This window comes from Leptolyngbya sp. PL-A3, assembly GCF_039962325.1.
GTDB lineage: Bacteria > Cyanobacteriota > Cyanobacteriia > Elainellales > Elainellaceae > Vacuolonema.
The window spans coordinates 26,308-46,877 of record NZ_JAMPLB010000015.1 but is presented as its reverse complement, the minus strand read 5'-3'; the positions used below and the strand labels follow the sequence as shown (position 1 = coordinate 46,877).

Genomic DNA, 20,570 nt, shown 5'->3' with positions numbered 1-20,570 from the left:
TTGAGGCTGATAGTGATTTTGCTTTCTCGAACGGGAACTATAGAACTAGATTCCTTCCCCCACGCATTTACTATGAGTACAAAACCAGGTCGCTTTAGTGTCATCTTTCGCGATTATTGGTCCGCGATTCTGTTTAGTGTCTCCCTGGCTAGCATTGTTTTTATTCCGTTTTGCTTGATAACAGTTCCTTTGGGGCTCTTTTTGACATTTCGCCGTGTTGGAATGATACGTAAAGTGATTGCGGATGGTACGCCTGTCGATGCTGTTCTCACCTTCAAACGATGGAAGAAAGGTGAGTGGATTGTGCGGTATCAATATGTCTTCGACGGCAGTCTGTACGAATCGGTGAATGTTGTGATCGGCTGGAATTTGTATGGTATGAAAGTGGGCGATCGCCTCACGGCCTTTGTAAATCCCACGAAGCCTACGCAGGCCTACTTGGCAAAACTCTACTTAAAACCAACTGCCCTGACTGTCGAAACTTAAACTGTTGCTATTTATAGCTCTTGTCGCGTTAGTTAATTTCAATTCGGGATAAGCCCAAGTGCCCGTTTTGGCGTGCGCAGAGCACATGTCAAAATAGGCTTTTTTGAAGCGACACTAACAATATGAGATGTATGTTGAAAAGGTGGGCAAATGCTCACCTTTTTTGTTGAAACTTCTGTAGAAAGATGCTGCTCAGCTTAGCCCTACGCTCTACGTTTGCGACTACTCTACAGGGCGATCGCTCCCGGCCTACCACAACCCTGGAATTGGCCCAACCGTATCCATCGGCACGGGTTCAGGGGTGCTTATCGGCATTGGATCAACGAGTTCGTTGGTCTGAGTAAAGCGCATGGGCTGCTCTTGGTCTTCACTGTAGACATAGAGGTAAGGGCCATCCAACTCAATTCGCTGGGCTGTTTGTAGTGATTGGAGGAAACGACTTTCCTGATCCATGACCGCTGGAGGGCAGGCCATCTCGGTAGCACCCACGGCACCTATCGCGACAGTTTGACGGGTTGCCGTTGCGTTCTCGCTATTGAACAGAATGTTAGAGAAGTAGCGGTTGCAACCACCAGAACCGTTGATGCGATCGCCATCCCCCTCAAACCGAAGGGTTGTCTGAACTCGATCGATTACCCCTGTCCCGTTCAAGTCTTCCAGCAACCATTCTGTATTTAGTAACTCATCTGCTAAAGCAGGATCAGCGGCAACTAACACAGGTTCCATCTCAGTCGCTACAGGGTTTGAAACAGGGGAATTCTGCTGACACCAGGCTTGCTTTTCGGGGCTCCAAACTTCACGGGTGAAGCAGTTATAGAAAGGTGAAAGGGAGATCGTGAATCCCTTAGGGACGGCACTAATGGCAGGCCCCAAGGTGCCCAATCCCATACCAATTCCGAGTAGTCCTACCATCCATTTGTTTGTCATCGCTTTCTCCAGCTCATGCCTCAATACGGTTAATCGTTTGTTCTACAGCTTATTTCTGATGGCTAAGCTCAATCATATAGAGGGCTTATGAGCTACCTTGTCCGGTTTCATAAATTGATCAGGACTGCGTCAGTCCTATATAGCGCTGTGTACGTCGATTAAGTACGGTGGTGTGGAGTACGAAGTGCCCCACACCACCGTTGCTGTACTTAACCTGAGTTCGGGTTAAGGGCGTTTTCAAGTGCCGCGCAACGCGCGGCACTTGAAAACGCTCATTTTGGCGTGCGCGAAGCGCACGCCAAAATGAGCACTTCAGCTTATCCCGAACTGAGGTTACTTAGTGCACTAGCACATTGCTATAGATCTAACGACTGGGTCGCTCCCGTGGAGTGGAACAGACAACGTATGCTTCACCACACATAAACACAACGTTGAGGGTGACAGACCACTAGAGGGAACGATTAGACTGGAAACATCACCCTTTCGGAAACGCTCTACCCCTTAGTAATGTCCAGGCCGACTGTCCGTGACCAGATCATGACGCTCTTAAAACTGCGAGGAGCGCAGACCGCTGCGGATTTAGCCGAAGAGTTGGGAGTCTCGCCGATGGCGATTCGGCAACACCTGCAATCGCTGAAGGCGGAGGCCTGGGTGAGCTACCGGGAAGACCGCAGGCCCATGGGTCGCCCAGTCAAACTTTGGCACCTGACGGATCATTCGCGGAGCCGGTTTCCCGATAGCCATAGTGACCTGGTGCTAGATTTACTGCGCAGCACCGAACGAGTGTTTGGTGAGGAAGGGGTGAGCCGAATTATTGCTGAGCGCCAAGAACGCCAGGTGCAGAACTACCGGCAACAGTTGGCAGAATCTGGCGTAGGGAAAGACTGGAAAGCCACAGCAGAGGCGATCGCCCGCTTCCGCCACCAAGAAGGCTACATGGCTGAAGTCTTACCCGAAACCGAAGATAGCCTGCTGCTTATAGAAAACCACTGCCCTATCTGCGTCGCTGCTCAAAGCTGCCAGAGCCTATGCCACGCTGAACTGGAGGTATTCCAGACCTTGTTGGGGCCAGAGGTTACCGTCGAACGAGTCGAGCATATTTTGCAGGGCGATCGCCGTTGTGCCTACCGGGTGGAGAAGCGCCCCAGTTGCCCCTCTACGGTTACTCCCCAGGATGAAGCATCGGTCTGAGCGTCCCCAGTGAGGGCTTGTAGGGCGATCGCCTGAGCTACGTCCGTTTGCCCAAAGGTAAACACGTAGGGCACCGATTCTGGTAATCGAGCGCGAAATGCGTGCAGGATGTAGGGACTGCCGTAAATCATCAAGCCTTCGAGTCGCTCCGCCTGGAGTAACGCCTCCAGCCACGTCTGTGCCGTCTCGCTGAGCCCTGCGCTGCCGCGAAATGGATTACCACGGATGAAGAGTTGGAGAAGGGTGGGTGGATGGTCGCTACCGGGCGAGTTGGCATTGTAGCGATCGCAAATCTGCAAGCTACAACCCCACTGCCGGGGCAGCGCGATCGCCGGGCTCTGGTGCGTCAGCCCGTCACCTCGCAGGGCATCGTCCATCACGATTAAGTTACGGCTGCCCGGAGCCATCTGGAAGCTTGATTGAGGTTGGTGAACCTGCATCGAGGCGTGCAAAATGTTTTGGGCAGTGGCGATCGCCTCGGGTTGATACAGTTGCTCCGTCAGGGCCTGTGCTTCCAGCCCCGGAGGAGCCAGGTTCTCCCATGCATGCCCTGCATCTCCACTGACTCGCGTCTGAGCGATCTTGTGCTTGGCCTGCCAGATGCGCTCAACCGATTCGCGAATACGCTCTGGCGTAATGCGGCCACATTCCACCGCCTCGATAACGGCGTTAATGGCCCCTTCAGGGTCAACAGGCATCAGCAAAATATCGACTCCCGCTTCCACCGCGAGAACCGGGGCTTCGTTGGCACCATAGCGGTTGGTAATGGCCCCCATTACCAGGGCGTCGGTTACAATCAGCCCCTCGAACCCCATGCCCTGACGCAATTCTCCCGTCAGGATGCGGGGGGATAGGGTGGCGGGGTAATGCTCGTCCAGTGTGGGCAGCAGCAAGTGTGCGCTCATCACTGAGTCTACGTGTGCTGCGATCGCATCTCGAAAAGGAGGCCATTCCAGGCGGTTGAGGCGATCGCGCCCATGAGGAATCAGCGGCAACTCTAAATGGGAGTCGGTCGCCGTATCACCATGACCGGGGAAATGCTTGGCGCAGGTTAATACGGGGTAGGGCTGCGCACCCTGGATGAAGGCTTTGGCGAGGGCTCCAACAACCTCTGGATTCTCACCCAAGGCCCGTACATTGATGACAGGATTTTTGGGATTGTTGTTGACATCTACGACAGGAGCTAGCACCCAGTTTAAGCCCACAGCGAGGGATTCGCGGGCGATCGCCGCTCCCATGTCTGCTGCGTACTGTTGGGCTAGTGGAAGGTTGGTGTGGGCGATCGCACCCAAAGCCATGGGTGGCGGGAACCAGGTCGCACCTGAGAACCGTTGGCCGACGCCTTCTTCCACATCAGCCGCCATAAGCAGAGGAACGGCTGCCCAATCCTGTAATTGCTGAGTTCGTAAAGCCAGTTCTGCTACACTGCCACCCAGAAAAATGACACCGCCCACTCCCAAATCCTTAATCCAATGCTGAAGGGTCGCCAGAGGGGGTTCCCAGGCTGGATATTGAATTTGATGATCAAACAGATGTCCAGAGGCTCGCACGACGACCATCTGGGCTACCTGTTCGGCCAGGGTTAAGGAATCAACGGGAGGCAGCAGTACCATACGGGCACCTGGGTCGAGTAGGATCCACAGCCCATCATGCCATCAAACGATCAAATCAGGGCTGACAACTTTCATCGGAGTAGTGTACTTCGCCCACTACTCCGATGAAAGTTGTCAGCCTAAAGCACTGCCTCAATCTATTCAGACTCGCAATCGTCATTACGAATGGAATCATCAGGCATAGTGGTTTGGCAGAAAGATGCTGTCTCCAGGTTCACCAGACTCAAGTCAGCTCCACTGAGATTGGCTCCGGCAAGGTTCGCGCCAGCCAGATAAACCGATCGCATATTAGCCCCTTGCAGGTTGGCATCCTCTAAATCTGCATTGCGGAAGCTGGCTCCCTGCAAGTCAGCATTCTCCAGGTTGATATTTTCCATGCGAGCCTGGCGAAAACTCGCGTTTCGCAGATTAGAGCCACTCAAGTTGGCCTCTTGCAGCCGAGCTGCAGTCAGGTCAGCGTAGGGCAGATTGGCTTCAGGTAACTGTACGTGTCGGAGGTGGCAACGAGGACATTGCCCGGTTTCAATCAGTTGGCGGCGAGGGGTATTGAAGATATCGAAGCCGTCATCGTCTCCGCCCCAAACGCCGATACCAATGCCGATTTGGGCGATCGCAGGCGAGGCGAGGCCAAACCCTGCCAGGACGATCAACAAGGGTGCAACGTATTTCATGGTGTCATTCCTTCAGGCGATCGCTGGCTACAGACAGCTATGCAGATACACCCCTCACATGAGACTCGCCATTCAGCTGTTGATTAATGGATAGTCGAGCTCCAGGCAACACCGATCTGCGTTGTCAGACCAAAACTACTCCTCGTCCTCGTCATCCTCAATGCCTTCAGAATGTGGAATGGGTTCAGCAGGACGATTGGCATTGAGCTGGTTGATGAGTGACAAAACACGGGTGCCGCGCTCAATAGAACGATCTTCTAAAAACACCACCTCAGGGGTGCGGCGCAGGCGCAGACGCCCCAGGTTGCTACGAACATAGCCCGTGGCCGACTTCAGCCCGGCCATTGTTTCGGCACGAGCTTCATCGGTGCCGTAGATGCTGACAAAAATTTTGGCGTGTTGCAGGTCACCCGACACGTCCACGTCAGTCACGCTGACCATTCCGACCTGCACGCGATCGTCTTTGATGCCACTCAAAAGCATCTGACTGACTTCACGCTTAATTAATTCCGAGACACGGGCAACCCGCCGATCTGTAGCCATAATTTATCTCCGGGGTAACCAGATACCCGTTGGTGTTGCAGGTTAAGGCTGCTGAAACGGTGATGATTAGCAGCCTTAACAAATTCGTCCTAATTAGACGCCACTAAATCCCAGCATAGCGCGCAGGGTGAAGGCAATGAAGGCAAAACCCGCCAGGAGCAAGATGCTGGTGGCGATCGCCGTAGACGGTTTCTTGAACAGCGGGATCAGAGGCTGGGCAAAGGTATAGAGAACCCCCAGGCTAAAACTGATTAAATACTGGGGATAGCGCGAAACGTTCTGAAAAAAGTCTTCCATAAAGCAAAGTCTGACGTATTCTTAATGACTACGGGCGTTAGTACAGGCCTTAGTACAAGCTATTTATTGTTCACCGTTCCCTTAGGTATTGTACGAGATTACGCTTTGCATAGCCTTGCCCTTGCCCCGGTTCTAGCTGACATTACACCGCGTCCCTTCCTTAAGTGGGCCGGTGGAAAGGGGCAATTGATTTCCCAATATCAGCCGTATCTACCCGATCCCAGTCTGTATGACACCTATTACGAGCCGTTTTTGGGCGGTGGTGCCATCTACTTTCACCTCCAGCCCCCCCGCGCGTACTTGATGGACATCAACCCCGAGTTGGTGAATGTGTACCAATGCATCCGGACTCAGGTAGAGCGGGTGATTACCTTGCTGCGGAAGCATGAGACGAAGCATGACAAAGAACATTATTATGCTGTGCGATCGCAAGCCGAAGGTAGCCCCGCTGAACGAGCTGCGCGATTTATCTACCTGAATCGCACCTGCTTTAATGGCCTCTACCGGGAAAACCGTCGGGGACAATTCAATGTGCCGATGGGTAGCTATAAGAATCCCAGAATTTGCCATCCCGAACTGTTGCGAGTGGCATCGATGCAGTTGAGATCTGCTTACCTTGCCGAGCAACCCTTTGATGCCGTGCTAGACAAGGCAATGGGGCCACGAGATTTTGTGTACTTTGACCCGCCGTACTACCCAATCAGTGCAACGAGCAAGTTCACGGGCTACAACCGCTATAGTTTCTCAGAAGCAGACCATATCCGTCTGAGGGATGTTTTTGTGCAACTGGCTGAGCGGGGGGTGCTGGTCATGCTTTCCAACTCTGATTGTCCGTTTGTACGCGATCTATACGATGGTTTCAAGATTTACACAATCTCTGCCATTCGAGCGATTAATTCGAATACTCAACGACGTGGAAAGATTACCGAAGTGCTTGTGACGTCGTATTGATCAACAGGGGATTTTTTTAGGTCGCTACCTTAAAAGATCTTGAAATCTAGCATTCAAATGGATGGTGGCTAACGCTTCAAAATTTTCTATTAATAGCGTTCCTTAAGCAAATCATTGGAAGCCCAAAAGCCTAGGGGCTGGTGTTTCTAGAAACACCAGCCCCTAGGCTTTTGATCCCGCTTCACCTCCAAAAGGGGATGCACCCAATGAAGCCCTAAAAAACGCGAGGGAAACACAGTGTGAACCCTCGCGCCTATGTGAGCCAATGACTCAATGAGAATGATTAAAGCTTTGCGATCGCCTGAGGTGGCGGCATCACAACCTTCTTCGCCAGACCTACAATTTGCAGACCGCGAATTACCAACCAGGTTGGGTCAAATTCCCACCAACGGAGACCAGCAGGTGCCATGTTGGGGTAGGTATGATGGTTGTTGTGCCAGCCTTCGCCATAGGCCAGGATGGCGGCCCACCAAAGGTTGCGGGAGTTATCTTCAGACTCGAAGTTGCGGTAACCCCACATGTGGGTAGCAGAATTGATGAACCAGGTGGAGTGCCACAGCATCAGGGTTCTGACGAAAATGCCCCAGAGTACAAAGGACCAACCGCCAATGAAGTAAAGCACAACAGCCAGGGGCAATTGCAGGGCGATGCAGTAGCGATCTAACCACTGGTAGTAGGGATCGCGGGCCAAATCAGGTGCATAGCGGACATATAGGTCGCGCTCAAAGTAATCAGCGCGGGGATAAACCATCCACAGAATGTGGCTCCACCAGAAACCACGGGTGGAAGAGTAGGGGTCTTTATCAACGTGCTCGGTGAATGCATGGTGTTGACGATGGCTGGCAACCCAGAAGATGGGGCCGCCTTGAAGCGCCATAGCACCAACAGTTGCGAGAACATACTCCAGCCATTTGGGAACCTGGAAACTACGGTGGGTCAGCATCCGATGGTAGGCTAGGCAGATGCCAATGCTACCGGTCAGCCAGTGACCAAAGATAGCGACACCCAACGCAGACCAGGAAAAGAAAAAGAGAGCCAGTAGGGCCAGGGCATGATAGGCACCAAAAAAGCCAACATGCCACCAGCTAATGGCGAGCTTTTCCTCACCTTTCTGCTTAGGCTCAACAGAACTCAAAGACATAGAAAAAACTTTCCTCTAAAAAACTTGCATGACCGGATGCCTCTGCTGAGCAAACAGACATTGGCCCCGCGTCGAGCAGAACGGCTTGTCTGAAAACTACAATCATCAAAGGAGTTTAAAACTCTTCAAAACGCCTTGAGCGGGACGCCTAAGGAACGTTTTTCTTCTGCCTTCCCCAAAAAAGCTCGCTACAGTAGAGGTGATGCAAGTGTTACTTACACCTTGAGCATAACAGTCCTTTGATTTTTGTTGCAAGTCTCACTTGCATTTCTGGTATGCCTCCTCACCGAAGAACTCCCACGCGTCAGCGGCTAATCCAGGCGGCAACTCAACTTTTCATTGCCCAGGGGATTGCAGAGACAACGACGCGACAAATTGCAGACGCGGCAGAGGTCAACGAGGTCACGCTGTTCCGCCATTTCGGCAGTAAGCATGGCTTGTTGCTCGCCATGATGGAAGACCCGCAGGTGCTAGCACAACTTGGCATGGCCCTGGGGCAACAAACACGACAAATCAGTAATATTCCCCAGGCTATTAAAAGCTATGCCAACGTGCATTTGCAAGCCCTGGCGCAACTTCAGGAGTTTGTGCGATCGCTCATTGGCGAATCGGGTCATTACTCCATCGAGAACCGCCGGGCTCTGGGGCAAGGGGTAGCTCAGGCGAATCGTTACACGGCTCAGTATCTGACCAATGTTCTGACCCGCGAAGGGCTGGCGATCCGGATGCCTCCGGAAAAATTAGCCAGCCTGCTGAATAGCCTGTTGCTGGGCTATGCGGTGCTGGAATTTAGCAGCGAGTTTCACGAAGTCTGGCAAGATCGCGAGAATTTTGTGGATGGTTTGGTGCAGCTGTTTCTGTATGGAGCGCTGGTTCCAGCGGATCCACTCTATGAGCTGTCTCTAACCCTTGAGTCAGGACCGACGACTTTGTCGGCATCGTCTCGCTATATCGATCTGCCCACCAGTCTGGTGCATCAAGTCTTGGCTCGGGCAATGGAACAGGGGGGGCAGGATTATGCTCTGGCCTATGTGCTCCTGGGTGCCGGATTGAGTGCGGCAGAGGTGGCGGGGTTAGAGCGATCGCACGTCTACAGTGATGAACGCCACTACTGGCTCCAAATCTCTCGAGAACCCGGACGCCAGGTTCCTCTGAACCAGTGGATCTGTGGGCAACGCTATGGCTCTCACCCTGACAATCCACTATCTCAATGGCTAAGAAGCCGTACTGATGGCTCTCCCGCCCTCTTCCTGGATGAAGATGGCCATGCAGCAACGGCAGAGACGATTACCAGCCAGTGGCATCAATGGGTTACTGGCTTAATGACGCCCCTCGGATATCTTCCTCAGATCGAGCAGTGTTGGGCAACCTGGTGCGTTGACATGCTCATGCGTGGCCTCAGCCTGGAAGATCTGCGGGTGCTTACAGGAAAAGAACTCTCAGTTCTGGAACCTTTTGTGCAACGTGTTCAACAACGGCGTGCCGTGCACACGGCCGCTCATCTGGATCAGCAATATCCAGTCTGATCTATCGAGTGCAGTGACTGTGTGGGGTGCGAAGCCGTCACGCAGTCACTGTGCTGCTGTATATGGATGGGACTCGCCTCTACCACGCTGAAGGTTTAAGCAAACTAGCCATACTTAACCTCAGTTCGGGATAAGCCGAAATACTCATTTTGGCGTGCGCAAAGCGCACGCCAAAATGAGCGTTTTCGAGTGCCGCGCAACGCGCGGCACTCGAAAACGCCCTTAACCCAAACTCAGGTTACTTAGAGCCTTTATGTTGTGTGTGGTATGTGAGGCAAATCACACACAACATAAGTGATTCCAAACACGTAGCGCTATCAGCAATTCTCATGGTGAGCTTCAAAGCCGAGAGGTCGTGCCCCACGGGCACGACCTCTCGGCTTTGAAGTCCGAAAGTCGCTGCTTCAGGCGAACGGCTTTCGGGCTTGATGCCAGAATCGCTATAGCGCTACAAATTTGCGGATTCAGGGGAACTGATGAGTTCGAACTTCCTGGCTGTAAGCCTCCACGGCTTGGGCGATCGCCTCCCGTAAGTTCCCATAGGACTTCGCAAAGGGCGGCTGCCAGTCCGACAGACCGAGGAGATCGGCAGTGACCATCACCTGCCCGTCACAGTGAGGGCCAGCCCCAATCCCAATGGTAGGGATAGTGAGCTTCTGGGTGATTTCGGCGGCAAGTTCATTGGGAATGTGTTCTAACACGATGGAGAAGGCACCTGCCTGTTCGAGGGCGATCGCCTCCTGCATAATCCGCGCAGCATCTTCTGCGGTTTTGCCCTGCTTACGGAATCCGCCAAACTGATGCACTGATTGTGGTGTCAGCCCTACATGGGCCATAACTGGAATACCGACCTGTACTAACCGTTCTACTGTTTCCAGCATGGCAGGATGGCCTCCTTCTACCTTAACCGCCTGAGCTCCGGCTTCTTTAAGCGCGCGCCCAGCAGAATGGATGGCCTGCTGCGGGCTTTCTTGATAGGTCAGAAACGGTAGATCAAAGACAACGAGGGCTTGTTTGACACCCCGGCGTACGGCCCGAGCATGGTGCAACATTTCATCCAGGGTCACGGGTAGCGTCGTTTCATAACCCAGCGCGACCATCGCCAGGGAATCGCCTACGAGCAACAGATCGACGCCTGCCTGATCAAGGGTTTGCGCGATCAAATAATCCCATGCGGTAAGGGCAATGATGGGCCGCCCCTCTTTTTTGAAGCGAATGAGTTGATGGGTGGTGATGGGCATGGAGGGAAGGTGCAGGTGTAGAGGGAGGACAGATGACGATAAGGCCTCATCCCTACTCTAGGATAAGTTTCTGTCCTATTTGTGAAGGTGGGATCAGCAGAACTATTGTAGAGGTCGCTGGGTCATGAGGTGGCATAAGCGAAGATGTTAGCTGGATGTCATGCCGTTAGGTATGGCAGAGAGATGAGGGTAGGTGAACTCGACAGGATGCCTGCTCGGTCGTTGTTAGCTGCTCCCAGTCAAGGTCACGGCGAATGACGCTGCCATTGTGACTGGGGATGACCCGGGGCAACATAGCCTGGTCAATCTGCCGCAGGCTTGGCAATTCAAAGGTGGTGTAAGTGGTATCCTGGCTGGCCCAGTTAACATCCACCAATGTCAGGGTTTTACGGGGAGGCAGGTTCCCCACAATCAACTGTCGAGGGCCAGCACCCATCGCTCCAGTGTGAAGCATTTCCAAATTTCCTAGATGGCCGGGAAAGTAGGCATGCTGATGGCCGCTAATGTAGGTGTGAACGCTATACCGTTCCAGTAGGGCGTGCAGACTAGCCGCATCGTCGAGGACTTCACCGGGGCGATCGCGCCCCACCGCCACTCCATATAACGGCAAATGCCCAATCACAATCCGCATATCAGCTTGCTGAGCAGCCGCACTGCCCAGGCTCCGCTCTACCCAAGCAATATCGTCAGCGGGCATACGCGAACCACTAGAGGCATCCCACACCAGAAAAAACACCCGATTGTGTTGAAAGGTGTAATAGAACGGAAATTTGTAGCGATCAACAAAATTTAGGCCAGGGTCATGGGCCGGATCATTCCAGTAGGCGGCCGCCAGGTTGCGCTCCTCCGCAAAGCTGAAGGTGGTGCCACGGGTAGCCCGTGAGGCATCGTGATTACCCAGGGTAAAGCCAAAGGGCAGACGGGCCTGTCGTAAGGGCTGGGTGATGTCGCGATCGAACGCCGCCCACATCGCCTGGATCTGAGCCCGGCTTAAGGAGCGATTCTGGCCGGCTACCATGTCCCCACTACATAACACCAGGTCGGGATTCCACTGGGGGAGGCGGGCGATCGCCTGCTTCACCTCATCACTGTACTGTGTCGCCCCATAAGCCTCGTTCAGATCGCTGATGACGGCGATCCGTAGGGTCGTTTGGGGTGAGGGAGATGGGGGTGTACGGTTCTCGTAGGAGCGGCTTTGAGCGAAGCGATTCTGCTGGCCGAGGGTGCGGGAAGCGGTGATTGCCAGGGCGCTCCCCAGGAGGCCCCCCGCTCCCAGTTGCAAGAACTGCCGACGGTTCAGATTCATGCGATCGCGAAGTGATAGATTGAGGGGTTGAAGTGGCATGCTTCCCTGATCACTCTACCGCAGCGCCGACTTATCGTGTTTTCCGGTGGTGCGGTATTGTAACCGATACAATGACCCAGCCCCCCGAACCGCCCGAATCCGATTTACCAGAGCCTACACCACTCGATACGGATGGTGACTCTTCTGTATCGGAGCCGAGTGGGGATGCAGAGCCACCAGGCGAATCAGTAGATGATATGGACGCATCGGATGGGGATGCACCACCGGACAACGCTGGCGAGGATGAGGATGAAGATGAGTGGGCAGAGATTTGGGAACTTGAGCCTGAACCCGAGCCAGCACCACCGCCCCTACCCGAGCCGCGACAGCGACGTCGCCCAACACCTTCCCCCACCGCTTCTCCAGCCATCGAGCAACCATCCCGACTAGCGGAGAAGTCTGTCCTGACGCGGCTGGTCGTGCGCCTGCTGCGAACCCTCAGTCGTGGCCTGGAATGGACGGCAGTTGTCCTGGAAACAGATCCCCTGCCTGATGAATCGGCCAATCCCATCATCCGTCTGTTTCAGCGGGCCTCGGCCGATGGGCAACCGGTTGCCGAAGGGGCCTGGGAGGGATGGACAAACCGAGTCATTCCGCAAATCCGAGCCATACTGCCTCGCGGTTTGAGCGAAAGCCTATCCGATCGCGCCCTGACCGGAATTTTGGCTGGAGCTCTGATTGCTATTTTTGTGGTGCTGCCTAACTTCGCTCCCCGTGGCCCTCAGCCCGAAACCCAAATTAGCGAAGCTCCACCTACCATCGAGCAGCCCGCTGAAGAGAATCCAGTGCCCCAACCCTCTCCGCAGGAGTCGCCTACCTCAGAAGCCCCAGAGCCAGAACCCGAAGTTGAACCGGAGACTGACGTTGACACCGAGCCCGCAGTTGAACCCGAGCCTGAGCTAGAACCGGAACCCGAAGTTGAACCCGAGCCCGAAGTCGAACCGGAACCAGAGGTTACCCCAACGCCTTCTCCAGTTCCGTCGGCGACTCCCATCCCCCAACCCTCGCCTCCAGCAGTGCTAACCCCTGAACAAAGCCTGGTGGCATCCATCGAAAAGCGGGTGGCTGAGGTGGGCGATCGCTACACCAACGGCCTGGTGCTTGGCGTTCGTGCCAATTTCCGCCAAACCACGCTAACAATTCGCCTCAGCGATGCATGGTACGACCTGCCTTATGCCCAGCAAGACAAGCTGGCAGCAGATTTGCTAAAACAAGCGAATCGCCTGGACTTCAGTAAGGTGGAATTGGGCGATCGCATTGGTTATCGCCTGGCCCGCAACCCTGTGGTGGGTGATGCCATGGTGATTCTGCGCCGCGAGAAAGCAAATTTTGTTCCTTAGAACCCCTTGAGTGTGTTGAGGGCGATCGTTCGGCTACAGGGCATCAACCTTACAACGCTATGCGGGATCCTTGATCAACTTACAGCGCTTTTTAAGCGCCTAAAATCTGGTTGTTTTTGTGAGAGCCGCATGGAGCGCGGCTCTCACAAAAACAACTGTGGCTGATTCAAGCGCAAAGCGCTGTAAATACCGCTGGCCTATAGCTGAGAAAGTTTAGCAGGCCCGCTGGTAGCGCATACCCGGTATTTGAGTCACCAACCCCATAATCTCTAGTTGGACAAGGGCACTGAGTACATTGGAGGTGGCCATACCTGTCGTCTCCACCAGCCAGTCGAGGGAGGATGCTTCTCGCGGTACTGCCTGAAAGACGTGTTGCAGGTCAGGTGGTAATTCCGGCGGCAGTAAGCTCAGTTGAGCAGCAGGTTCATCCATTTGAGGAAGCTGGCCTAACAAATCCAGCAAATGATTTTCACTCAAGATAATCTGTGCGCCTCGGTTGATTAGATTGAGGCAACCCGCGCTCTCGGGATAGTCCAGCGAGCCTGGAAGGGCATAGACATCGCGCCCATAATCGTTAGCCACGCGAGCGGTAATCAGGGCTCCTGATTTCTCCCCGGCTTCTAGAACCAGGGTCGCTCGGCAGAGACCCGCAATAATGCGATTGCGGCTCGGAAAGTGGGTGCGATTCGGCGGGGTATCCGCCGGATATTCACTCAGCACCAATCCAGACGCGAGGATACGGCGAGCGAGATCACGATTACTCGACGGATAGATCCTGTTGACGCCCGTGCCCATAACACCGATGGTGCGGCCTCCAAATTCCAGGCAAGTTTGGTGGGCGATGGTATCGATACCCTGGGCTAGTCCTGAAACAATCGTGAACCCCGCTTTCACGAGAACTTCAGTGAGCCGCTCTGTCCAGCGTTTGCCATAGCTGGTGGGCGATCGCGTCCCCACCAACGCAATGGCCGAGCGCAGCCCCTGGTTTTCCTGCCGGTCCACTTCGCCCCGGTAATACAAAATCGGAGGTGGATCGGGGATTTCTAGTAGCAGCCGTGGATAGTCGGCATCAGCAGGAGTCCAGAAGTGTGGATTTTTCTGGGTATGTTGCTCAAAAAGGGCGATCGGATCAATCTGGGATCGGGCAGTTTGAAACGCTGCGGAAGTCAGTTCTCCTAATCCATCCACTTCACAGAGGCCACTAAAACTGGCCTCCCAGGCTAGTTTTAGACTACCGAAATGTTGATAGAGCCGAATTATGCGGTTGGGCCCAGCCCCCGCCACCTGTGACCATGCCAACCAATATGCTTGTTCCTCTACCACGTCCTGAACCCCGATGACACCCGTGCTGATTGGTCATAATGCCTGCTATCCCTCAATTAGGGAATTGCAATACATCACGTCTGAGGTGTGAGTACCTGAGGCTATGGGCCTTCACAAGTAGGCGAAGAACCCGTTGTTGAATAGAGCTAGGGGCTGTTTTAAAGGTTGTTTTTTCGTGTGCTTGGCACACGAAAAAACAAACTCTCCGGGGAGCTTTAAAGCGTGCCCTAGTCCTTGGCGGTTTAGGTTTGCCTATGTTGGGTTGTGTGTGGGGTAAGTACCTCACACACAACCCAACATAAGTTGATTTCCGCCGTGCAGTACTAGAAGCCGAATGGTCAATCTCGGTTTTCCATTCGGCTTCATAGCTCCATTCAGCAACACCAAAACTCCACAGTGTTAACACCCACAGAGCTGATGCATTTTTGGTTTATATGAACAAAACTAAATTTGCTTTGAAGCTACTAAATAGTATTCCCGGTCTACTTTATAGGCTAACTCTGCTATTTGCTTTGCCTGCTTCAATGGGGGTCTAAAGCGAAGCGGCACACGCCTACTGAACCCACTTGCCCACTGCTATAGAATCAAAAGATTGTTTCAAACGTCTTCGATCCCTGTTAGCCTAGCCACAGGTTTTCCTTCTTCAAAACTATTTTGTTAAAACCATGATTAGTGCCCCCGTTCAGATCGGTAACGTTCAGATTCGTCCTGTGCTTTCTCCCGGTGACCAGGAATTATTTCTGGACGTGCCCAAATTGGTATATGCCAATGATCCTAATTGGGTGCCGCCACTGCGGAGTAGCGTTGCCAAATCCTTCAAGCCAGAAAATCCCTTTTTCCAATATGGACGGTTGCAGCAGTTCATCGCTACCCGAATGGGGCAGAGCGGCACCGAAGCGGTTGGGCGCGTTGTGGCGGCTGTCAACGATCGCCTGGTTGAGCGAGAAGGTCAACCCGTTGGCTTGTTTGGTTTTTTCGAGTGTATCAACGAGTTTGAAGTGGCGCAGGGGCTCTTTAACGCTGCGGCCGACTGGCTGCGGCAACAGGGAATGACGATGGTGCGTGGCCCCATTGACCTGGCGACCCACAACAACTGCCTTTTTCTGGCGGATGGGTTTGACTCGCCGCCGATGATCATGATGCCCTACAACCCCGCCTATTACTTAGAGTTTATGGAGCGGGATGGCTGGCATAAGGCTAAGGATGCCTATGCTTATACGATGGAATTGGATGAGAAACTGGGTGAACAGTTCAAGAAGGGCTATGACATTGCCCTAAAGTCAGGCATCACCTTCCGGCCTATTCACACCAAAGGCGAGGGTTTTGAGCAGGATTGTATTGGGTTATACAACCTTTTCACAGAGGCATTTTCGGCCAATTGGAGTTCGACTCCCCGTACCCAGGAAGAATTTATTGAAGAGGCGAAGTCTCTGCAACAACTGGTGGATCCTGATGTGTTTCCCATTGCCGAACACAATGGCAAGATGGTGGGCTTCTGGATGGGATTGCCCGATTACAACATCGCGCTCAAGCACATCAATGGCAAGCTGGATCTGATTGGAACGCTCAAGTTTCTCTGGTACCGCCGTCAGATTGATCAGGGGCGTGTGATCGCGATCTGCTCTCTACCCGAGTACCGCCGCAAAATGGTGCCCCTGGGGTTGATTCACCTGGGGATGCAGGGGGGCAAGAAGAAGGGTAAGCCGTACAAACGGGCGGAGCTGTCCTGGGTATTTGAGGACAATATGCCCTCTCGTAAGCTGATTGAAGCCTCTGGGGGCAAGATTTACAAGACCTATCGGATTTACGAAAAGTCTCTTTGATCCCCGTTGTTAGCCTGGTATCCAACCTTGGCTTACTGCTCTAGAGCTGTGGATGGAATGCGGAGAGCTCCCAGCTCTCCGCATTCCATCCACAGCTTTGAAACATCACCTAACCTTGTTTGCGGCGAGTAAACCAGAGCCAGCCACCAACGCCTGCCACACTGATGAGAGCGATCGCCCCCCCCGCGCTCACACCACCCGATGATCCCCTGGGTGCCTCTGCCCCTGGCGGTGGCGGGAGAGGGCTGCCAGTTACCGTAGAAGGTGCAGGGGTAGGGTTTCCCGCAGCAACGGTAACATCGTATTGCAGCTGAAAGGGTGCGAAAGCATTCTCTTGAATAGGCGTGCAGTTCAGTTGCAACTGGTACTGACCCACGGCAGGGAACACAATGTCAGAACCGGGGATGCCCGAATACTGCTCGGCAGCGATCGCCTTTACAGGTGGCTCCAGGATGGGGATCGCCTCTGGTTGACGGGGTAGGGTGTACACCTGCATTTGGCAATTTGCCTCATTGAGGGGCAGTAATGTACCTCCCTTGCGGGTTAGCGCAACCCAGGCGGTAGCAGGTTCTCCAGCTTTGGGATTATGGTCAGGGTCTATGTGCCAGGTTCCTGCAATGTCGCCATCGACCAGGGTTTTATGGGCTTGGGCCGGAGCTGAAGCCAGTAAACCGAGAACCATCAGGCAGGCAAACCCGTATAGAGAGCGGTGGGAAATAGACTGAATCATTTCAACCATTAAACCAAGAAGGGGTGTTGATTCCTCAATTCCTCGATATTAGACCTCCTGCATAAATCGGCTTCTGAGAGCGTGAATCGTTGCGCAGCTGCGCAACGATTCACGCAGGAGGTCTATTGAAATAGAAATGATTGAAGTAGAAATTGAAGGAGGAGAGCTTTGTCCTACTCCCATTCAATCCAACATCTTAAGAGCCCTTTGAACCATTTGTTTTTTGTCCGGAACGGGTAGGAGAAATAAATGGTTTCAGCAGCCTCAGCGAGATCGGCTGGGAGGGATATAATAGCGCTCCAGGAACAGCAGGAACCAGAAGGCCTTTTGGCGAAGGGCCAACACGGACAGGGTCAGGCTGACCAGCAGCCCAGCGCATAGAAAATTTCCATAACTCCATTGCAAGGCTCCCAGGTAATTTGAACCCAAGCAGAGGGTGTGTAGAGTAGCCAGGAGGAGAGAGGGAACTGTGAGCAGATGGAGCGATCGCCAGCGCTTCCCCAACGCCTGCACAGCGCGATCGAAACTGGTGACTGCTGCCGGAGCCATCAGCAATAGTGCGATGATCCCCACCCAGATCCCCAACCGATGAGCCGGAAGCATAAAGCTGATGGCATCTAAATTCCAGTTGAGACTATGGTCGAGCATAAACCCGGTATGGGCTAGAGCCAGCAGAAAAGAGCCAACCCCGATCGCCCGGCGATACCGCAGTAGCCCCGGCCATACGCCACTTAAGGGGCGGGCGGCCAGCGCCAACATGAGCAATGCAATGGAACTATGACCGGTGTAATCGATCATGGCATCGCTGCGTAGCAGCGTCAGAATTCCAATCGTAAGCGTGATCCAACCGCCCATCCGAAACAATTGGCTCCGGCGATCGCTCCCCATCCGCTCCATCAACACACCAACGCCCAGCATGGTTGGCAGGGTACCCAGACCGAACATGGCCATGGTTGCGGCACCTAAGAACGGGCTGCTAGCTTCTGCCGCCTTTAGTTGGGCTGTGTAGAGAAAACCACAGGGAATGAATCCCCACAGACTGCCCAGCAGGGCGGGAGTCCACCAGCGGCTATGAAGGGAGAGCCGTGCCATTGCAGAGCTAAACCGTTGATGGGTTGCTCCCTGGCTGAGGGGATGGATGAAGGGCAGGGGGGGGAGAAAGTCCGGTTGGATATGTCGCACACCTAACCAGATCAGCAACAACCCCGTGAAAATAGCAATGCCTTGACGCAAGACACTACCAACACCCGCAAATTGCCCACCGGCTACCAGGAGCGAGCCGACCCCTCCCAACAGAGCCCCAACCGCGATATAGCTGATAATACGGCCGAGATTGAGTACTACATGAAACCAAAGAGAGGGTGTCTTCTCAGCGGTGTTATCGGCTTGGGAGAGGGAGAAAGCGATCGCCAGTGGCCCGCACATTCCAGCACAGTGGCCAAAGCTGCCCACAAAACCCAATGCCGCTATTAACCATAAATCCACCATTTCCCGAAGCGGCTCCCAGCAACGAAATCCTCTGTTGCACAGATTCCCATTCTCGGCCGGGATGGTCGCTTTGTGTCAAGTAACGAAAGTTATGTTTTAAGCCTCTATAGCCCGTGTTGGGTTAATTAACCCTCAATTGGACATGAGCCAAGTACTCATTTTGGTGTGTGCAGACCGCACCCAAGAAGAATTTTTTTGAGAGACATACTTTGTGCACCCCTCGAAAGAATCCTTATATCATGTCGTGTTAAATGCACACAACAAAAAGCAAGGTGACGCAAAGCGTCACCTTGCTTTTTGTTGTGTGCATTTAACCTTACTTGTTATTAATCTGCCGATAGAAAGAGATGAGATGTAGAAGCAAGGGACATTCGATCTAGGGTCTAAAACAGCAAATTCAGAGCCCCTTTTTTGTCCTGAGGATGTCACGGCAAAAAAGGGGCTCTGAGTTTGAACTCGTATTCAAGACTTCGTTTTTGCAGGAGATTGTGGGTCGGTTAGCTTAAAGCCTAACAACCAACAAATTTCTTGCTCCACAACTTTCAAGTTATCTACATACATTGCACCCTGGAGCTTGAGAATTTGATGGACTGAAATCAGTCGTTCAAGCTTCTTGACTACAGCCATAGCCTCATCCGCGTCGGGGTATAAACTATGGACGACAGCATTAATATCAGCCATGCTGTCTGCTTCTAGAGCTGCTTTCGGTGCAACGATAAAGCGTAAACACGGACGGTTGCGGGTGAGAATTTGCCGGACGTAGTAACTCGTGGTTGGGGAGAGCGACATGGGTGATTCAGTGACAACGATGAACGATTGCATCAGCGATAGTCCATAAAGTCAGCTAGATGGACATCATCGGTACAGCTTATAGAAGCACCGATGGGAGGCAACACCCTGAAGTACGTTAATATCTGAACCTGACGTACCTACTACTGTGTACGGCTTGCTCTGACCAAGAAATAAAAAATTGAAAAACGAGGTATTTAACGAGTCTAGAAGCACTCTTTAACTGCTTAGCGATAAAACAGCCCAGTCATTAACTGACCCAGCAATGCTTCAAGGACACTAATAAAACCGCAGGGAGCCAAAGTTTGCGCGAAAGTGACAATCGCCTCCCGTATTTCAATCTGAATAACGGTTGTATTACGGGTATGGCGATAAATATGATTTTATCCTTTCATGCTTGCAATACGGGATATAAGGAAAAACTTTATACATACTTTAATACTCTACGGAAGCTTTTTAAGTAGTTACTTTATTACCAAAAAAATATTTAATATGCTTCCTCCGATAGATACAGCCTGGTGTATCCCAAAATACAGATATTGAGGTTGATAGGTTTATCTTCATTGAGACAGCGAGTTGTCTTAAGAAATGTTAAGCTTTCTGTAGATAACACGTGATAGTACCGACGGTTGAGCTCAGTATATTTACTTGAATCTGTAGAGAGCACCTAAATAAGTTTCACAAACGTATACATTTTTGAGGCGAATCTCATACAATGACCGTATTGCGCGTATTGCAATCCCCCCAGGAGTTCACCATGCTTCCAATGCTTTTGGATGAGGCATTCGCTCAGGTGTTTGTTTTTTATTGGAACGGAAAGCTTTGCAAAGGTTTGCGGGCTGGGAATAAGCTCTACAAAATGGTTGACAATTTTCAGCGCGCTCATCGAGATCAAGCCTTTCGGTTAGGTTGCGACCTTTGTGACAAAGGCTTAGAAACTTTCATTACGGTGTCACCTCAGGGATATCGAGTTTGGGTTGATCTACAAAGTGGCACCCCGTGCGTTGGAGAGCCATTACAGAACAATACGGTGATCTTCCCAAACGTAGGCACACAAGCTTATGAAGGCGCTTGAGTAGACCATAGTGGCCTAATCAGGATTAGCCTCACTTTTGTGCAGCTATTGAAATAACTAAATATTGCAT

19 protein-coding genes are annotated in these 20,570 nt (G+C 52.8%); 7 read left to right on the top strand and 12 right to left on the bottom strand.

Annotation, left to right across the window (positions count from 1 at the left end):
- The first annotated feature begins 72 nt into the window (after positions 1 to 72).
- Positions 73 to 486 (top strand): hypothetical protein, encoded by a 414-nt coding sequence (locus NDI52_RS13375; RefSeq protein ID WP_190774416.1) that lies wholly within the window; start codon positions 73 to 75, stop codon positions 484 to 486.
- 249 nt (positions 487 to 735) lie between these two features.
- Here NDI52_RS13375 and NDI52_RS13370 read toward each other — a convergent pair whose 3' ends face one another.
- A complete protein-coding gene (locus NDI52_RS13370) occupies positions 736 to 1,413 on the bottom strand; it encodes an META domain-containing protein (RefSeq protein WP_190774415.1) in 678 nt (225 codons plus the stop codon).
- Positions 1,414 to 1,920: 507 nt separating this feature from the next.
- Here NDI52_RS13370 and NDI52_RS13365 point away from each other — a divergent pair.
- Positions 1,921 to 2,604 carry a metalloregulator ArsR/SmtB family transcription factor gene (locus tag NDI52_RS13365; RefSeq protein WP_190774414.1) on the top strand — a complete coding sequence of 228 codons (684 nt, stop codon included), beginning with the start codon at positions 1,921 to 1,923 and terminating at the stop codon, positions 2,602 to 2,604.
- Here the strand turns inward: NDI52_RS13365 and NDI52_RS13360 are convergent.
- From NDI52_RS13360 to NDI52_RS13345, 4 genes are all read right to left on the bottom strand, one after another.
- Positions 2,538 to 4,217 carry a glycoside hydrolase family 3 N-terminal domain-containing protein gene (locus NDI52_RS13360; RefSeq protein WP_190774413.1) on the bottom strand — a complete coding sequence of 560 codons (1,680 nt, stop codon included), beginning with the start codon at positions 4,215 to 4,217 and terminating at the stop codon, positions 2,538 to 2,540. The two genes, NDI52_RS13365 and NDI52_RS13360, sit on opposite strands and share 67 nt — an antisense overlap.
- 137 nt (positions 4,218 to 4,354) lie before the next feature.
- Entirely contained in the window at positions 4,355 to 4,888 is a 534-nt protein-coding gene (locus tag NDI52_RS13355) for a pentapeptide repeat-containing protein (protein WP_190774412.1), read from the bottom strand.
- A gap of 135 nt (positions 4,889 to 5,023) precedes the next feature.
- Positions 5,024 to 5,431: a 30S ribosome-binding factor RbfA gene (gene rbfA, locus NDI52_RS13350; protein ID WP_190774411.1), complete on the bottom strand. Its 408-nt coding sequence runs from the start codon at positions 5,429 to 5,431 to the stop codon at positions 5,024 to 5,026.
- A gap of 93 nt (positions 5,432 to 5,524) precedes the next feature.
- Positions 5,525 to 5,728, bottom strand: a complete 204-nt coding sequence (locus tag NDI52_RS13345; protein WP_190774410.1) for a DUF751 family protein — start codon at positions 5,726 to 5,728, stop codon at positions 5,525 to 5,527.
- Positions 5,729 to 5,752: 24 nt separating this feature from the next.
- Between NDI52_RS13345 and NDI52_RS13340 the strand changes: the two genes are divergently transcribed.
- The gene (locus NDI52_RS13340) at positions 5,753 to 6,679 is read left to right on the top strand and encodes a DNA adenine methylase (protein ID WP_190774409.1); all 927 of its coding nucleotides are present in this window, start codon (positions 5,753 to 5,755) and stop codon (positions 6,677 to 6,679) included.
- A gap of 283 nt (positions 6,680 to 6,962) precedes the next feature.
- Here NDI52_RS13340 and NDI52_RS13335 read toward each other — a convergent pair whose 3' ends face one another.
- Positions 6,963 to 7,820 (bottom strand): fatty acid desaturase, encoded by an 858-nt coding sequence (locus NDI52_RS13335; RefSeq protein ID WP_190774408.1) that lies wholly within the window; start codon positions 7,818 to 7,820, stop codon positions 6,963 to 6,965.
- 275 nt (positions 7,821 to 8,095) lie between these two features.
- Between NDI52_RS13335 and NDI52_RS13330 the strand changes: the two genes are divergently transcribed.
- On the top strand, positions 8,096 to 9,346 hold the full coding sequence (locus NDI52_RS13330) for a TetR family transcriptional regulator (RefSeq protein WP_190774407.1): 1,251 nt from the start codon (positions 8,096 to 8,098) through the stop codon (positions 9,344 to 9,346).
- 464 nt (positions 9,347 to 9,810) lie between these two features.
- On the opposite strand, the gene panB is transcribed toward NDI52_RS13330, so the two are convergent.
- Both panB and NDI52_RS13320 read right to left on the bottom strand, forming a co-directional pair.
- A complete protein-coding gene (panB, locus tag NDI52_RS13325; protein ID WP_190774406.1) occupies positions 9,811 to 10,587 on the bottom strand; it encodes a 3-methyl-2-oxobutanoate hydroxymethyltransferase in 777 nt (258 codons plus the stop codon).
- A gap of 166 nt (positions 10,588 to 10,753) precedes the next feature.
- Entirely contained in the window at positions 10,754 to 11,932 is a 1,179-nt protein-coding gene (locus tag NDI52_RS13320; RefSeq protein WP_242035612.1) for a metallophosphoesterase, read from the bottom strand.
- A gap of 71 nt (positions 11,933 to 12,003) precedes the next feature.
- Between NDI52_RS13320 and NDI52_RS13315 the strand changes: the two genes are divergently transcribed.
- Complete coding sequence (locus NDI52_RS13315) at positions 12,004 to 13,272, top strand: hypothetical protein (protein ID WP_190774405.1); 1,269 nt, start codon at positions 12,004 to 12,006, stop codon at positions 13,270 to 13,272.
- A gap of 213 nt (positions 13,273 to 13,485) precedes the next feature.
- On the opposite strand, the gene dprA is transcribed toward NDI52_RS13315, so the two are convergent.
- Positions 13,486 to 14,595 carry a DNA-processing protein DprA gene (gene dprA / locus NDI52_RS13310; RefSeq protein ID WP_190774404.1) on the bottom strand — a complete coding sequence of 370 codons (1,110 nt, stop codon included), beginning with the start codon at positions 14,593 to 14,595 and terminating at the stop codon, positions 13,486 to 13,488.
- Positions 14,596 to 15,260: 665 nt separating this feature from the next.
- Between dprA and NDI52_RS13305 the strand changes: the two genes are divergently transcribed.
- The gene (locus NDI52_RS13305) at positions 15,261 to 16,418 is read left to right on the top strand and encodes a hypothetical protein (protein WP_190774403.1); all 1,158 of its coding nucleotides are present in this window, start codon (positions 15,261 to 15,263) and stop codon (positions 16,416 to 16,418) included.
- Between the two features lie 109 nt (positions 16,419 to 16,527).
- Here the strand turns inward: NDI52_RS13305 and NDI52_RS13300 are convergent, their stop codons facing one another.
- The 3 genes from NDI52_RS13300 to NDI52_RS13290 all read right to left on the bottom strand — a co-directional run bounded on the left by NDI52_RS13300 (position 16,528) and on the right by NDI52_RS13290 (position 19,458).
- Positions 16,528 to 17,148, bottom strand: coding sequence for a hypothetical protein (locus NDI52_RS13300; protein WP_190789225.1), 621 nt, complete (start codon positions 17,146 to 17,148; stop codon positions 16,528 to 16,530).
- A 264-nt stretch (positions 17,149 to 17,412) separates the two neighbouring features.
- A complete protein-coding gene (locus NDI52_RS13295) occupies positions 17,413 to 18,636 on the bottom strand; it encodes a sulfite exporter TauE/SafE family protein (RefSeq protein WP_190774401.1) in 1,224 nt (407 codons plus the stop codon).
- A gap of 462 nt (positions 18,637 to 19,098) precedes the next feature.
- On the bottom strand, positions 19,099 to 19,458 hold the full coding sequence (locus NDI52_RS13290) for a hypothetical protein (RefSeq protein ID WP_190774400.1): 360 nt from the start codon (positions 19,456 to 19,458) through the stop codon (positions 19,099 to 19,101).
- A 724-nt stretch (positions 19,459 to 20,182) separates the two neighbouring features.
- Between NDI52_RS13290 and NDI52_RS13285 the strand changes: the two genes are divergently transcribed.
- Complete coding sequence (locus tag NDI52_RS13285; RefSeq protein WP_190774399.1) at positions 20,183 to 20,500, top strand: hypothetical protein; 318 nt, start codon at positions 20,183 to 20,185, stop codon at positions 20,498 to 20,500.
- The last annotated feature ends 70 nt before the right edge of the window (positions 20,501 to 20,570 follow it).